The sequence below is a fragment of the Providencia sp. PROV040 genome (genome assembly GCF_032706145.1).
Lineage (GTDB): Bacteria > Pseudomonadota > Gammaproteobacteria > Enterobacterales > Enterobacteriaceae > Providencia > Providencia hangzhouensis.
On sequence record NZ_CP120530.1, the window covers coordinates 4,745,327 to 4,761,356 of the forward strand.

Sequence of the window (16,030 nt, forward strand, 5' to 3'; positions counted from 1 at the left end):
TAAAGGTGTCCCTATGTTTACATTAAATCCTCGTGTTGCCTGTTTTAGCTCGGAAATTATCGAAAGTTGCCGTGATGTTTGCCCGTCAACTATTGGACACATGACTGACTTCGGTTTTCTCAAAACATTACGCCCACAAATTGAACAATGCCAATTTATTGGTAATGCTGTAACTGTTCGTATTCCACATATGGACTCATCTGCCGTACACAAGGTTTTCGACATTGTGCAAGAAGGCGATGTTGTCTGTATCGATATGTCAGGGGATTATGATCGTGCTTGTTGGGGGGAAATGGTTTCTTATATGGCACGGGCAAAGAAAATTGCCGGTGCTGTCATTGATGGTTGTGTCACTGATATCAAAGCATTACGTGAGATTGGCGTTCCTATTTATGCACGTAAAGTGAGTCCGTTAACAACTCGAATTTTAGGTATTGAAGGCGCAATTAATGTGCCGGTTAGCATAGATGGCGTAACGATCCATCCTGGTAACTTAATCATCGCAGATGGCGATGGCATTTTAGTCGCAGATGAAGTTACTCTGCAAGAGTATCGCCAACGAGCCCTTAATGCCCAACATGCTGAAATTGATGTTAAAAAGCGTATTGATGCCGGTGAAACATTAGCGGCAATTTCAGGTGCTGCGAAATTTTTTGAATAAGGAGGCTCTATGAAGATTGCAATTGCTCAGCTAGCCAGTAGCTCAGATAAAGCTCTAAATTTAAAAAAAGCATGCGAAGCTATACAAAAAGCCGCTCAAGGTGGTGCCGACCTCGTCCTATTACCGGAAATGTTTATGGCTTTTGTTCCAGCGGATAGTGGTATTAGCTATGCCGATGTCGCAGAGGCTGTTGATGGCCCTTTTGTCTCTCAGTTGGCAAAAGCCGCTCAACAATACGGTATTTATGTAACCTGTGGCATTTATGAAAGTGCCCCGAATGAGCCGAAAAGAGCATTCAACACGACAATTATGTTGAACCGCCAAGGTGAGCTTATCTATCACTACCAAAAAACCCACCTGTACGATGCCTTTTCATATCAGGAATCCCTTAATATCATTCAAAGTAATAATGAATTAAAACCTGTGGAAACGGAATTTGGCAAAATTGGCGTTTTAGTCTGTTATGAACTGCGTTTCCCAGAAGTTGCTCGAAAACTAACCTTAGCTGGCGCTGACCTTATACTCGTTCCCACAGCATGGGTTAGCGGGCCACTAAAAGAGGAGCATTACCAAACATTAGTTAAAGCACGTGCTTTGGAGAACACGATCCCTGTCTGCGCATGTGACCAAACGGGTAATATTTTTATTGGTCGCAGCCTTGTTTGTGATGCACTTGGAGTAACTATCGCATCTGCTGGCTACGATGAAACACTATTTTTTGCTGAAATATCAACACAGCATACCGCAGAGACACGAGAAAAATTACCTTGTATGCAAAACCGACGCCCTGAGCTGTATTAGTCTAAAAACTGGCAAGGATGCCGGTTTATTCAACAAGCTAAGTTCAATTATCCACCCAAATTTAACAGCATCCTAAATAATATAAAACTAGTGTATTACTTGTATACCAATCTATTCCTTTCTATACTCACTAAAATTTCTATTGTTAACACAAGATCCTGATGAAAGATAAACCACTAAGCCAACAGGCCTATACTGCAATTAAACATAAAATTCTCAGCAAGCAATTTGGAGAGGAAAGTTACACCTCTGAAAATAGCTTAGTTGAGGAACTCGGTATGAGTCGTACCCCAATTCGTGAAGCCTTATATCAATTACAAAATGAAGGCTTAGTCAAAATTATCCCTCGTAAAGGTGTTTTTATTCAGAAACTATCGTTAAAAGAAACCAGAGATAATTATGATTTACGCTTAGCAATTGAGTCCCATGCAATTAAATTAGTTCGTGAATATTTAACTGATGAACATTTTTCTATCTTAAAGACGATTATTGAGCGGCAAGATGAATTATTGAAGAAAAATGACTATCAAGGTTGGATAAAAGAAGATGAACGCTTCCACCGTTTCTTCTTGGAATTACTGGATAACTCGGTTTTCTTAGATTTAGCGGATAATATTCGCCAGCGAGTCTATTTCCAACCTGACCCTATTTATCGCAATGAATATTATCATGAGTCTACACGCCAACATCAGCAATTAGTTGAACAACTCAAAGCAAAAGAATTTACCCTTGCGGAAGAAACGCTAACTGAGCATATATTGCGCGGCAAGCGTAATTATGTTTAGTGTTAAAACCAACAAAAAAAGAGAAAACCAAATTGATGGTTTTCCCTTAGATTAAATGTTATTTCTAACAACTTATCTTAGCTAGACTTAGCCTCTTTCAGTGCGGCGTCTTTATCGTGATGATAATGGAAGGTAAATTGGAAGATTATTGCTAATACAACAGTATAAGAAGCAAAAACTAACCAGATCATTTGCCAATCTTTAATACCATCCACCGTGTAATAGTCGACAACCAATCCACTTAATATCGCACCAAAATAGGCACCAACACCATTAACCATCGTCATAAATAAGCCCTGAGCACTCGCGCGCATACGCGTATCCACTTCTCTTTCAATAAAAATAGAGCCTGAAATATTGAAGAAGTCGAATGCACAGCCATATACGATCATCGACATTATTAAGAACATCAAGCCAATTGCTGATGGGTCACCAAAGGCAAAGAATCCAAAGCGTAATGTCCACGCAAACATGCTTAATAGCATGACAGTTTTAATGCCATAGCGTTTCAAGAAAAATGGAATTGCTAAGATAAAGCACACTTCTGCCATCTGAGAGATCGATAATAATATCGATGGATACTGAACCACCAAACTATCTTGGTATAACGGATTCAGACCGAAGTCATGCAAGAATGGATTACCAAACGTATTGGTAATTTGTAAAACCGCACCAAGTAACATAGCGAATAAGAAAAATACCGCCATAATAGGTTTTTTAAATAACACCAGAGCATCTAAACCTAGCTTACTGATCCAGCTACTTGAAATCGCTTTTTTATTAACATCAATTTTTGGCAAAGTTAATGAATAAAGCGCTAAAAGTAATGAACAGCCACCTGCAATATAAAGCTGCATACTACTTAGCTCAAATTTCATTAAGCTAATACTCCACATAGCAACAATAAAACCTACCGTACCAAATACACGAATAGGTGGGAAGTTACTCACTGAATCGAGCTGATATTGGCTTAATGATGAATAACTGATGCTATTTGAAAGTGCAATAGTTGGCATAAAGGCCATTGCATTAATTAACATCACCCAGAACATCACTGTTGAACTCGTGACTGTTGCAGCATAAAACAATGCGGCAGCCCCAATCAAATGACAAATCATATATAAACGATTTGCTGGAATATATTTATCTGCAATGATTCCGATAAGCCCGGGCATTAGAATGGCAGCAATACCCTTTGAGCTATACACCATACCGACTTCTGCACCTGAGAAACTCAATGTTTTCATCATGTAGGAGCCGAGTGTAACTAACCAACTTCCCCAAACAAAATATTGCAGGAAAAGCATGATTTTCAAGCGGGATTTAATATTCATACAAGGCTCCGTTTGGAGTTATATTTATTTGTTTTTATTTTCAACTCAGCAATGGCGACACCCATAAGGATGACAGCAACGCCAACAAACTGAATGAACTCAAGAGGTAACTGCAATACAGTCACAGATAATAAAATCGTGACGGGCAACTGCATTGAGCTAACAATGGTCGCTAAACTGGTACCGATCAGTGGAGTACCTTTGGCAAACATCCACATACCAAAGAAAGAACCAAAGAAAGCTAGGGGTAAGCCATAAGAGAAAAATAGAGAATGAAACGTTGATGCACTCAATAAGAATGTTGGAGGAACGACAATCGATGTCAAAATTGCGCCCCCTGTTACCATAATTGCAGAACGCATCATAGGATCTGTTTTAACCGCTAATGCACCACTGACATAAACACGAATAGCATTCGATAATGCTGCACATAGTCCTAATAGCACACCAAGCCAGTGAAATACGATCCCTGAACTATTTAATAAACCTGTCGCTAATACTGTCCCAATTAATATCACCACAACCGATACCAGGGTCATTATGGGAGGAGCTTGGCGGCTGACAACCGCATTAATGGCAACCCCCATCCATGTAAATTGCAAAAATAAGACGACACCAAGCGCCGGGGACAAATATTGCAATGATGCATAATACAAGAGTCCGGTTAGCCCTGTTGTCGTCCCAGTGAGTAACATTAATAGGCCTTGTTGTCGTGTTGGCCATACTAGACGTACTTTTTTAATTAATGCGCCTGCGGCAACAAAAAACCACAGTAAAATCGCACCTAATACCGTTTGGCTACCGATGACATCATTCAAGGAATATCCTGCGCGGTAGGCCAACACGACAAGTGTTGAAAGAATGCCATAACTGCAAGCGCCTAAAGAAACTAAAATTAGACCTTTAAATTTCATTTCAATATTCACCTTATTTAGCGTTATGAACATCTTTATGTTGTTTTGAGAAAAAGAACCTAAAAACTAGAAGCGAGCGATCACACCCGTTACCAATTTCAAGAAGGTGGCTTTAACTTTCTCTGCAGTTTCAATAACTTCATCATGGCTAAGAGGTTGTTCTAAAATACCGCAAGCCATATTAGTTAAACAGGAGATGCCCACTGTCTTAATTTGTGAATGATGAGCGACCAGAGCTTCTGGTACGGTAGACATACCAACAGCATCAGCGCCTAAGGTTCTGATCATGCGAATTTCGGCAGGTGTTTCATAAGTTGGACCAGTCCACCATGCATAAACACCTTCACGAACAGAAACACCTTGCTCGGCCGCTACATCCTTGATTGTTTGGCGTAATTCTTTGTTATACACCTCACTAACATCCAAGAAACGCACCCCTAATTCAGGGTTATTTGGCCCCATCAATGGGTTATTTGCAGTTAAATTAATATGATCGGTAATAATCATCAGGTCACCTGGGTTGAAATCGGTATTTACTGCACCGCAGGCGTTGGTAATAATCAATTTTTCGACGCCCAATGCTTTCATCAAACGCACAGGGAAAGTGACTTGGTCGAGGGTAAAGCCTTCGTAGTAGTGGAAACGGCCTTTCATCGCAACCACATTTTTACCTGCGATGGTGCCAATCACCAATTCATTGGCATGCCCTACGGCTTCAGATTTGGCAAAATGTGGAATTTCGCTATAAGGAATATGTACTGCATTTTCTAATGTGTCCGCAAACGGGCCTAATCCTGAACCCAGAATAATGCCCACTGTTGGTTTAATATCTGTGCGAGACTGAATAAAGCTTAAGCTTTCTAGAATATCTTTTGTATGATGCATGGTTGTCTCCAAATTGACATCGACTAAAAATTGTTAAAATCGATCATAAAGCAATTTAGAAACAGAACAGCGATCTTAATCTCATTTTAAGAAAAAGAATTTAGATATGATGTGTCACATGAAGCAGAATCTTATGCGTATATTTGCTAATCTTTAGCGCAAGAGTCGGAATGAAAAGGAGTGAGGCGCTTGTTACATACACTATTAAATGAATTTCGCACCTCAAAAAATTCAAAAACACAAAAACTCAAAACGCTTTACCGGTTAATTTTAAACCATGGTCCCATTAGGGCAGAGACGTTGACATCACTGGCTAGCATGAAACCAGCAACTTGTGCTCGGTTACTCGACGAACTGGGGAGAAATCACTTAATTTCGACTTCTGAGCTCGGAGAGTCGACCGGTGGCCGCAAACCTATCCTCTATAATATCAATGCCGCTGATGGCTACCTAGTTGGCATTGAAATGAGTGATATATATTCGACGATAGTTTTACAGAACCTAAAGTTGGATATTTTAGGGATGGTAAAAGTCAAATATGAGCACCTAGAAACCGCAGAAAATATGGTGGATCATCTGCTCAATAAATTAGATATTTTATTAGCTGAACATGGACTTAACGTAAAAAGTTTGTTGGGTATAGGCATCGCCATCGACCATATATTAGAACGCGATAAACTGCCATATCATCAATATAACTCACGAATAAAAGAACTTCACGACTATATATCCAGTAAAGTCCCTTGCTTCGTATTACTCGGAAGTGGGATCAGTTTTGCGGCTTTTGCTGAGTATCGTTTACGCTATACCTCTGATAGCCAAAGGTTTTTATTTACAACCTGTGATACCGATATTCGCAGCTGTACCATCATCAACAATCAATACGCTCCAGCACCCATTAGCACCGCTCAAGCCTTTGGTCATACGACAATTGATATTAATGGTCAACGCTGCGAATGCGGGTCATTTGGCTGTTTAAAGCAATATAGTTCACTGTCTGCGATTAAGTCACGGGTGATCCAGCAACTCAGGTTGGGTAAAAGCTCAATAATCAATGAATTAGTTAATAATGAGTCTGAAATTAGCTACCATACTATTTTCCAAGCTCTCACATTGGACGATGCCCTGTGTCTCGAAGCACTTGGCGAGGCAGCCTATTATTATGGTATTGCCATCGCTAATGCGATTTTAACGACTCAAGCAGATGTGGTGGTGTGCGGCGGAACCCTAACACCTAAAAATCACTTTTTTGAGATGACCAAAAAGTCTATTGAAGAAAAACTCTCTATTTTTCCTCATATTAAGACACGTATTTACCCCGCCAATGATTCATACGAAATTGTTGCTCAAGGCGCTGGTGGAATGGTCATGGAGAAATACCTTGCTGATTAAGTGGTTCTTTCATTAAAACAGATAGAGTGTAGAATAAATCAACGAACCTATGCTCTATCACTATTAATGAGGGGATCATGTTAGAATTTGAACACATCAGCAACACGACAAAATCATTGGTACTACAACAGATTACTTCTCAATCCCCTCTTGTTCATTGCATGACAAACGATGTTGTTCAGACCTTCACTGCCAATGTCCTGTTAGCGCTCGGCTGCTCTCCCGCCATGGTCATTGAACCCGAAGAAGCGGAGCAGTTTGCCGCTATCGCACATGGCTTGCTGATTAATGTAGGCACATTAACCACTGAGCGCCGACATGCAATGAAATGTGCGGTTAACAGTGCGAATCAAGCGAAAAAACCTTGGGTACTTGACCCTGTTGCCGCAGGTGCGCTTAGCTTTCGCACCCATTTTTGCCATGAATTGCTGACTCTCAAGCCTGCCGCTATTCGCGGTAATGCCTCTGAAATTATGGCATTGGTAGGAAGCAGTGCTGGCGGCAGAGGCGTTGATTCCCTTAACACCACTGATGACGCTCTTCCCGCAGCACAATTATTAGCGAGACAAGCTAAGACAATTGTTGCGATAAGCGGGGAAGTGGATTACATCACTGATGGAATACGCACCTTTGCAGTTACTGGCGGCCATATTTTAATGACTCGTGTGGTCGGTACGGGATGCGCTCTTTCCGCGGTGGTTGCTGCATGTTGCGCTCTACCTGGTGATAGGCTAAAAAATGTTGCCGCTGCTTGCGCTATCATGAAACAAGCTGGAGAAACCGCAACCCAGCGTTGCCATGGGACGGGCAGTTTTATCCCTGAATTTTTAGATGCGCTTTATCAATAGTTTTGTTGTGATCGATAACTTTGTTTTTTTCGGTAGTTTTGTGGTAATGAAAACTTGGCATAGCGAACTAGAGCCGAGTTTTCTTCCCTCTTATCTTTCTTGACCAATGACGAAAGTTATCTCTAAAACGAATAAAGCGATAAACAAAATTTTTGCTATCGGGTTCGATACCGTAAAAACGCTGTAATGCAATTAAATCATTTGCTTTGCAAATAGCAAAATTACCATAATCTGATAAATCAATAACCTTAAGTCCTTCCTTGGTTATAACAAAGTTCCCTGCATGGATATCATTAGAAGATAAACCATACCAATGCAATTGGTTGATAATGGCTTTCATCTCTGCATAATAAGGCTTGATATCATCAACTTCAGATAAAACAGTTCCTTCCACATACTCCGCAATAATCCATGTTTCTACTGACTCACGACCCACCATTTTTTCTGCGACAAAGTAAATATCATTCGTTACGGTACAACCGTTATTTTGTGCGGTTACTAAACGTTTCAATAAACGTGAATAAAAAGGGCCAGAAATAATACGCATCAGCCGTTTTTCAATACGCTTATCGCGTTCTTTTTCGCATTTAATAATATAACTCTGTCCATTTACATGAATACGAGCAACACTTCTTTCAATATTTCCGCTACTTAAATTCTTACCCGCGATCTTGCCATCAATATAATCATTAACAATTTGCCAAAAATCTATCTCACCTTCTTTTTGAAAGGTGATAAAACCGTCTCTTTGTTTTTTTATTATTTTCTGCATAACAAAATAGCCAATTTTTAATCAATTGACGGATGCTAGCAAATGGCAAACAACATTTCTTAGCGATTGTTGCAGAGTAGCGTTTAAAAATAGGTAACTTGTGCACTATGGCACAAAATAGATAGGGTTATTAGGTCTTAATATACAGAGATAGGTTAGCACGATACCAACCTACCCCATAAACGCGTTTTAATCATTACCAAATAAATCTCGGGTATAGACTTTCTCTGCCACATCTTCCAGCTCAGGCACCATACGGTTGGCTAGAATAATGTCGCTTTCTGCTTTGAAAGTGTCGAGATCACGGATAACCTTCGAACGGAAAAATTCTTCTTCTTTTAAAACCGGCTCATACACCACCACTTCAATGCCCTTGGCTTTGATGCGTTTCATCACACCTTGTACCGCAGAGGCACGGAAATTATCAGAGCCCGCTTTCATGACTAAGCGATAAACACCGACTTTACGTGGTGCTTTAGCAATAATTGCATCGGAAATAAAGTCTTTACGGGTGCGGTTTGATTCCACAATGGCGTTAATCAGGTTATTTGGCACATCATCGTAGTTAGCTAACAACTGCTTGGTATCTTTCGGTAAACAATAACCACCGTAACCGAATGATGGGTTGTTATAATGGCTACCAATACGTGGGTCTAAAGAGACTCCCTCAATAATTTGGCGTGCATTTAAACCGCGACTTTCTGCGTAGGTATCGAGCTCATTAAAGTACGCCACACGCATCGCTAAATAAGTGTTGGCAAACAGTTTAATGGCTTCGGCTTCAGTTCCATCGGTAAATAACACGGGCACATCTTTCTTAATTGCGCCTTCCAGCAGCAAATCCGCAAAAATTTTCGCACGCTCTGAACGCTCTCCCACCACGATACGGGAAGGATGCAAGTTATCCCACAAGGCGCGCCCCTCACGTAAAAATTCAGGAGAGAAAATCACGTTGGTATAACCAAACTCTTCACGTAAGCGCGCGGTAAATCCCACCGGAATAGTGGATTTCACGATAATCGTCGCTTGTGGGTTAATTTCATTCACATCATGAATAACAGACTCAACCGATCTTGTATTGAAGTAATTGGTTTTTGGGTCATAGTCGGTTGGCGTTGCGACAATGACGTATTGTGCACCGGTGTAAGCTTCAGTTTTATCTTCTGTGGCACGGAAATTGAGGGTCTTTTCCGTTAAAAACTGTTCAATTTCTGCATCAACAATCGGTGATTGATGGTTGTTTAACATCGCCACTTTTTCAGGGATGATGTCCACCGCAACCACTTCGTGGTTTTGTGACAGCAACATGGCGTTAGATAGGCCGACGTAACCGGTTCCTGCGATTGCTATTTTCAAACTTGCCTCTCAAATCCTGCTAAAGATGTTACAGCTTATTGATATTATTGGTGGTAATAAGAACGGTACCAATCCACAAATGCCTGAACACCCTGCTCAATAGAAACTTGTGGGCGATAACCTGTCACATTAAACAAGTCTTCCGTATCCGCCCAAGTGGTGTACACATCACCCGCTTGCATAGGTAAAAAGTTTTTAATCGCTTCTTTACCCAGTGCCTTTTCCAGTGCAGAAATAAATTCAATCAACTTAACAGGCTGCCCATTACCAATATTATAGATTCGATATGGCGCGCTGCTTTCTGCAGGTGATGCCGAATGATTATTCGGGTTCGCTTGTGGAATTATATCTGAAATACGGATCACACCTTCGACAATATCATCAACAAAAGTGAAATCACGGCTGAGATTGCCGTTATTATAGACATCGATAGGCTCACCCGCCAAAATAGCTTTCGTAAACTTAAATAAAGCCATATCTGGGCGCCCCCAAGGGCCATAAACCGTAAAGAACCGCAGCCCAGTGGTCGGTAGCTGGTATAAATGTGAATAGGAGTGTGCCATTAATTCATTGGCTTTCTTTGTTGCCGCATAGAGTGAAATCGGGTGATCGGTTGCCATGTCAGTGGTAAATGGCGTCTTATCGGTTACGCCGTACACCGAACTTGAAGAGGCATAGACTAAATGCTTCACTTTTGCTTGGCGACAACCTTCTAAAATGGCGAGGTGGCCAGTTAAATTACTATCTGCGTAAGCAAATGGGTTTTCCAACGAGTAACGAACACCCGCTTGTGCCGCTAAGTGAATGACTCGGTCAAATTGTTCTTGTGTACACAATACACGGACAGTCTCACGGTCTGTGATATCAAGATGAATAAAACGAAATAACGGAAACTGTTCCAATAAATGTAAACGGGATTGTTTAAGCCCCTGATCGTAATACGCATTTAAGTTATCAATCCCGACAACTTCATGCCCACTCTCTAATAAACGTTGGCAAAGCGTGAAACCAATAAAGCCCGCACTTCCCGTGACCAAATATTTCATATTCATTGTCTTCTAGCGTTAAACCATTCTAAAGCTCGAAATGAGCACCTAATTTCACAGAAAAATTAACTAAAATTAAGACAAAAAAAATAACGAATGGTTTTGTTATTAAAACAAGAAAGCGTAAAAAAATAATAAATTTTAAGAAAATATTAATATTTTAGGCAGGAAATAACAAAAAAGAGGGTATCAGCCGTAAATATCTACGGCTGATAATAACATACTCTTACATATCACCTTTATTGGCATTAGCTGCTTCTAAAGTTCCATAAACATAGTTGCGATAGCTATCAAGTAACTTTTGGTCTTCACAATCATTCAATTTGCCATCACATAAGTGACGCATTTTGATGTTGGCTTCATAAAATGGGGAAATATTTAAATTTGCCCTTTCTAATAAGATTCCGCCTAAGAAGGAAATATCTGTTAACTGGCCCGTTGTTATTGCAGTTCCTGATTTCAAGTTATCCCGCAAAGTAAATTGTGTTAGGTAAGCGGGTGATGAAAATGAAGAATTATACTGATTTAAGCTAATTCCTGGTTGATGGTCACCAAAATATAAAAACATCAACGGACGCTTACGTTTTTCAATGAATTCTGCGAAATCACGTATTGATGCATCTGAGGTTACGATTTTGTCCATATAATGGCTAAATTCACCTGCAGCATCTGAGTTTTTAATTTTGTCTTTTATACCGTAGTCATCACTATGGCTCTCTTTGTAAGGACCATGCTCATACATTGTAAGAGAGAAAATAAATACGGGTTTATCTGTTTCTTTCGCTAAGATTTCTTTTACATATTTCAGCATATCATCGGTGCTGATTGTCCATAAGTTATCTTGCAGTTTACCTGGATAGCCGAGCTCTTGTGGTTGAATAATTCGATCAACCCCAAGCGTTTCATAGGCATGCCCTGAATGGTATGCGCCTTTATTAAAGGGGGTAAGTACCACAGTATAATAACCGTTGGCCTTCATTTCTTTGAATAAGCTATTTTTAAGGTGGTCAACGATAAAATAAAAGACACCGCTTTTTTGCGCACCAAAATCATCACTATTTAAGCCAGTTAGCGCTGAGAATTCAGATAACCAAGTTCCTCCCCCAAAAGTTTGTACCCGCATCTGACTATGCGCACTTACGCCACTATCTTGCTGGAACATAAATAAATCAGGAAGCTTAGTTCCTTCAGGTAAGTCATAAATATGTGGGTCAACAGTAGACTCTTGCAGTAATAAAACGATGTCTGGTTTTTCTGAGGCTGCATTATTTTCTAGGGATATTGCTGCTGCTTTTTCCATAAAATAATCGGCTGAACCTGCGAATTCAGGGGATCGGTAACTCGCATTTTGTGCCGACATAATAATATTGGTTACTGTTCCTCGGCCTTTTGGCAACGTCTGAGACCATCTGTCATAATAATGTGAGCTTGTGAAGTTAATACCAAAGTAACCCGCAACAATAAGAACAACACCAATAACGCGAGTCATTTTTGATTTACTCGGCTTGAGCAATCGCCAGCTAATAACCCCATTAATGACTAATAATATAAGCAACCCAACCAGTGCGACACCTGCTAACCAATAATGGCCCAAGGTCCCCATATTGGAAGTGTCTGTCATAATATTGATATCACTAAAGAAGAGTTGTTCTTTGTAATAATGAACTTTTAACTGATTCAGGAATTTTATGATGATAAATAATGTACTGGTAATAATAGCGGAAAATAACCAGCGAGCTGTTAGCACCATTAAAATACCGAATAAAACGGCATATACACTGACCGATATGAGAGCAGGATAAATTACGCTACCTTTTTCAAAGACTAAGAAAAGGGAGCCAATAAAGATCAATGCCAGATAAAAGCCTGCAAATAACTTTTTCTTCATCAGTTTTACCACAAGTTTAATATTGGAGGTTGCTATGAGGCACTACTATAACGGATTAAAACACTCAATTTATTCAACGAAAATGCCTTTATCTCGTAAATGGTGACCATCGCCTTTACGACGAGTAAAACCGCTTTTATCAAAAAACTCAAGAATTTGAATCGCAAGTTTCCGACCAATCCCTAATTCGTTACGGAAATCAGCCGCAAAAATGACTTCATTTTCCATGCAATAACGGTGAATAAGTGACGCAAAATAATTAATTTGCTCATGGCTATAATAGCGGTCACGAACTATCGCCGTAATTAATCCCATTTGCGCCGCCTTTTTTAGAACGCGACGCATCGTATCTTCTTCATAGCCACTTTCTAATGCTAAATCACGTACCCACCACGCTTCATTACGTGAAAATAATGGGTGTATTTGCTGCCAAATCAATTGCTGTTGGGCATCAAACACCAGCCCATGTTGGGGCATATGCAACCAACCGCGAGTTTGCTTAATAACATTTTCACCAATGAGATCATCAATGAATTTAAATGCTAATGCCTCGCTCATTGAAGGCAGAGCCATACGTTTTAAACGTGCTTTGCCTACACCGATTTGGTCACTGTGTATTTCATTGAATTCTTCAAGGGTTTGAACGATACGTTCTTTCGCTATTTGCGCTTTAAATGTGGATAAAACATGGTTGCCAACACGCTCCACATCCATTTGAGCCAATAAATTATCTAACACATCATGGGTGAGTTGCCGCGCCCAACTGTAATCCCGTAAATTAAGTTCACCTTGAGGAAGCTGTAGCTTAAAGTGAGCCAGTTCATCTTGTTCTCGGCAAAGCTTAGATAACCAATCCAAAAACTCCGGAAGCCTTTTACCTCGCCGTGGGGAAACCAAACGTATCACTCGAGCCCCACCTAACGTTTGGCGAGCGCTAATATCACGGATAATTAACCGGTCATTCTCGACTAACCATAATGGGGTATCTAAAATTAACTCAGCAAGCACGGGGGTTTCCCCTTGCTCCACTAATAATGACACTCGTCCTGTGATGTGGCTTGCACCATGGTAAAGATGCACAGGTTGCCAGTGCTTAATTAATGCATCGCATTCCAATTCAACAATAACCCGTGTTGCAATAAACGCAGGTTGCTCTGCAAGTAACCAATCCCCTCGGGTAATATTTTCTTTATCAATATCGCCCACCAAGTTTAAGGCCACTCGATCACCTGCAACAGCGAATTCAGATATTTGGTTTTGCCGATGAATACCTCTGACGCGAACTTGCTTATCCGCTCCTGTCACCCATAGTGACTCACCAACTTGAATTTTTCCCGCTAATGCAGTGCCAGTCACCACTACCCCTGCACCTTTAACCAAAAAAACGCGGTCAATGGCTAAACGAAAACGACGTTGGATATTGGGATGTGAACCACTTTGCTGATGAAGTTGTTGCAGATATAAACGCAGCGCATCAATACCGCGCCCATCTTCAATAGACGTAATGAATAGTTTTGCATCTGGCCAACCTTGTTTAGCCAGCTCGGAGGTGACTTGCTCCGTAACCTGTTCAATTCGCGAATGATCGACTCGGTCAGCCTTCGTCAGTATAACACTGATATTTTCACAACCCGCTAGCCTTAAAATCGAAAGGTGTTCAAGGGTTTGCGCCATCACGCCATCATCACAAGCTACTACCAAAAGCGCATGGTTTATACCACCAATCCCAGCCAACATATTGGCTAAGAATTTTTCATGTCCTGGAACGTCGATAAAACCAATAGAGCTCCCATCTGGCTGTGGCCAGTAGGCATACCCTAGGTCAATGGTCATTCCGCGCTTTTTCTCCTCAGGGAGGTGTGCGGTATTTACGCCAGTAATGGCTTGAATTAAAGAAGTTTTACCATGGTCAACATGGCCTGCTGTCGCAAAAATCATGAAAGTAAAACCTGTAATAACGCGTGTTCATCATCAAGACAGCGCAGGTCAAGCCACAATTTACCGTCTTTCATACGCCCAATCACTGGTTGAGGTAGCTGGCGCCACTGCGTAGCGAGTTGCTCTAATGTACTACCTTTTCCATTTAGCGGTATGAATGTTACCGCAAAGCTAGGAAGGCGGTCGACAGGAAGTGAACCGCTCCCTATTTGTGAGAGACAAGGCTCAACTTCAACAATAAATTTATCCCCATAAAAGGCTTGTAGAGCAACAACTATGCTTTCTGTGCTATCACGAATAGTTTCAGGATCTCGTGTTAGCCAACGCAATGTGGGTAATTCTGTTGTGAGTTTTTCGGGAGTTAAATACAGTTTTAGCGTTGCTTCAAGTGCAGCTAGAACCATTTTATCAACCCGTAAAGCGCGTTTTAATGGATGTTTTTGAATTGCATCAATCCATTTCTTCTTCCCTAAAATAATCCCTGCTTGTGGACCGCCGAGAAGTTTATCTCCAGAAATTGAAACTAAATCAATACCTTGAGAAAGGTAACTTTGTGGCATAGGCTCTGCAGGTAGCCCATAAGCCGTCATATCAATCATCGAACCACTGCCTAAATCAATTGCCGTTGGTAATTGATACTTTCTACCTAGCTCTGCAAGCTCTTCACCTTCAACTTCAGCAGTAAATCCTTCAATACTGTAATTGCTGGTATGCACTTTCATTAATAGTGCAGTTTGATCATTAATCGCGTTCTCATAGTCACGTAAGTGAGTCCGATTCGTTGTACCCACTTCAACTAATTGGCAGCCAGCCTGCGCCATCACATCTGGCACACGGAAAGCCCCACCAATCTCAACCAATTCACCACGAGAAACAATAACTTGCTGGCCATTTGCAACCGTTGCTAGCAATAATAAAACTGCGGCAGCATTATTATTAACAATACAGGCATCTTCGGCGCCAGTGAGCTCACACAGCAAGTCAGCAATCGCACGGTCACGATGCCCACGCATCGCACCATCTAGAGAATATTCTAATGTGACAGGCGAACTCATCACTTGGCTAACTGCATTCACCGCCGTGGTTGACATGACCGCGCGGCCTAAATTGGTATGTAGCACCGTACCCGTCAAGTTAAACACATTTTTTAGGGCGCTTTGCCCTAAAGCTTGATGGCGTTGTGCTAACTCTTTTACCCAATCTTCCTGCCAAGCAGGTAATTTCCCTGCCTGAGCAATACTGGCTCGAGCTTGCTCTTGCATCTCACGTAAACATGCAGTGACCCAGTGAGCCCCTGATTGTTCAACCAATATTTGCACTTCATCGAGCTGCAATAATTTATCAATAGCAGGAAGTTGGCGATATAAAGCCAAGTCTGATTCAGACATAGTCACGATTCTCTTTTACCGC

Annotated in this window: 14 protein-coding genes; 5 read left to right on the forward strand and 9 right to left on the reverse strand. The window is 41.0% G+C overall.

Annotated elements, in window-relative coordinates; genetic code table 11:
• Positions 1-13: 13 nt before the first annotated feature.
• From P3L40_RS22220 to P3L40_RS22230, 3 genes are all read left to right on the forward strand, one after another.
• The gene (locus tag P3L40_RS22220; protein ID WP_112308435.1) at positions 14-661 is read left to right on the forward strand and encodes an RraA family protein; all 648 of its coding nucleotides are present in this window, start codon (positions 14-16) and stop codon (positions 659-661) included.
• A gap of 9 nt (positions 662-670) precedes the next feature.
• On the forward strand, positions 671-1,462 hold the full coding sequence (locus P3L40_RS22225) for a carbon-nitrogen hydrolase family protein (RefSeq protein ID WP_136135264.1): 792 nt from the start codon (positions 671-673) through the stop codon (positions 1,460-1,462).
• Positions 1,463-1,623: 161 nt separating this feature from the next.
• Positions 1,624-2,247: a GntR family transcriptional regulator gene (locus P3L40_RS22230; RefSeq protein ID WP_004906170.1), complete on the forward strand. Its 624-nt coding sequence runs from the start codon at positions 1,624-1,626 to the stop codon at positions 2,245-2,247.
• Positions 2,248-2,324: 77 nt separating this feature from the next.
• Here the strand turns inward: P3L40_RS22230 and P3L40_RS22235 are convergent, their stop codons facing one another.
• The 3 genes from P3L40_RS22235 to P3L40_RS22245 all read right to left on the reverse strand — a co-directional run bounded on the left by P3L40_RS22235 (position 2,325) and on the right by P3L40_RS22245 (position 5,380).
• Positions 2,325-3,581 carry a nucleoside permease gene (locus P3L40_RS22235; RefSeq protein WP_004906171.1) on the reverse strand — a complete coding sequence of 419 codons (1,257 nt, stop codon included), beginning with the start codon at positions 3,579-3,581 and terminating at the stop codon, positions 2,325-2,327.
• Positions 3,578-4,495: a DMT family transporter gene (locus P3L40_RS22240; protein ID WP_036959168.1), complete on the reverse strand. Its 918-nt coding sequence runs from the start codon at positions 4,493-4,495 to the stop codon at positions 3,578-3,580. Before P3L40_RS22240 ends, P3L40_RS22235 begins: the two co-directional genes overlap by 4 nt.
• A 66-nt stretch (positions 4,496-4,561) precedes the next feature.
• Complete coding sequence (locus P3L40_RS22245) at positions 4,562-5,380, reverse strand: purine-nucleoside phosphorylase (protein WP_094962905.1); 819 nt, start codon at positions 5,378-5,380, stop codon at positions 4,562-4,564.
• Between the two features lie 189 nt (positions 5,381-5,569).
• On the opposite strand from P3L40_RS22245, the gene P3L40_RS22250 reads away from it, so the two are divergent.
• Together P3L40_RS22250 and thiM are read left to right on the forward strand one after the other, a co-directional pair.
• A complete protein-coding gene (locus tag P3L40_RS22250) occupies positions 5,570-6,772 on the forward strand; it encodes an ROK family protein (protein WP_036959170.1) in 1,203 nt (400 codons plus the stop codon).
• 77 nt (positions 6,773-6,849) lie between these two features.
• Positions 6,850-7,620, forward strand: coding sequence for a hydroxyethylthiazole kinase (gene thiM, locus P3L40_RS22255; RefSeq protein ID WP_210852781.1), 771 nt, complete (start codon positions 6,850-6,852; stop codon positions 7,618-7,620).
• A 67-nt stretch (positions 7,621-7,687) separates the two neighbouring features.
• Here the strand turns inward: thiM and P3L40_RS22260 are convergent, their stop codons facing one another.
• From P3L40_RS22260 to selA, 6 genes are all read right to left on the reverse strand, one after another.
• A complete protein-coding gene (locus tag P3L40_RS22260; RefSeq protein ID WP_136135266.1) occupies positions 7,688-8,392 on the reverse strand; it encodes a lipopolysaccharide core heptose(II) kinase RfaY in 705 nt (234 codons plus the stop codon).
• 189 nt (positions 8,393-8,581) lie between these two features.
• A complete protein-coding gene (locus tag P3L40_RS22265; RefSeq protein ID WP_196731894.1) occupies positions 8,582-9,748 on the reverse strand; it encodes a nucleotide sugar dehydrogenase in 1,167 nt (388 codons plus the stop codon).
• Between the two features lie 44 nt (positions 9,749-9,792).
• A complete protein-coding gene (locus P3L40_RS22270) occupies positions 9,793-10,794 on the reverse strand; it encodes an NAD-dependent epimerase (protein WP_036959200.1) in 1,002 nt (333 codons plus the stop codon).
• Between the two features lie 226 nt (positions 10,795-11,020).
• Positions 11,021-12,682, reverse strand: coding sequence for an LTA synthase family protein (locus P3L40_RS22275; protein WP_210852783.1), 1,662 nt, complete (start codon positions 12,680-12,682; stop codon positions 11,021-11,023).
• Between the two features lie 69 nt (positions 12,683-12,751).
• Entirely contained in the window at positions 12,752-14,620 is a 1,869-nt protein-coding gene (selB, locus tag P3L40_RS22280; RefSeq protein WP_094961964.1) for a selenocysteine-specific translation elongation factor, read from the reverse strand.
• Positions 14,617-16,008: an L-seryl-tRNA(Sec) selenium transferase gene (selA, locus tag P3L40_RS22285; RefSeq protein ID WP_210852785.1), complete on the reverse strand. Its 1,392-nt coding sequence runs from the start codon at positions 16,006-16,008 to the stop codon at positions 14,617-14,619. Before selA ends, selB begins: the two co-directional genes overlap by 4 nt.
• Positions 16,009-16,030 lie beyond the last annotated feature (22 nt).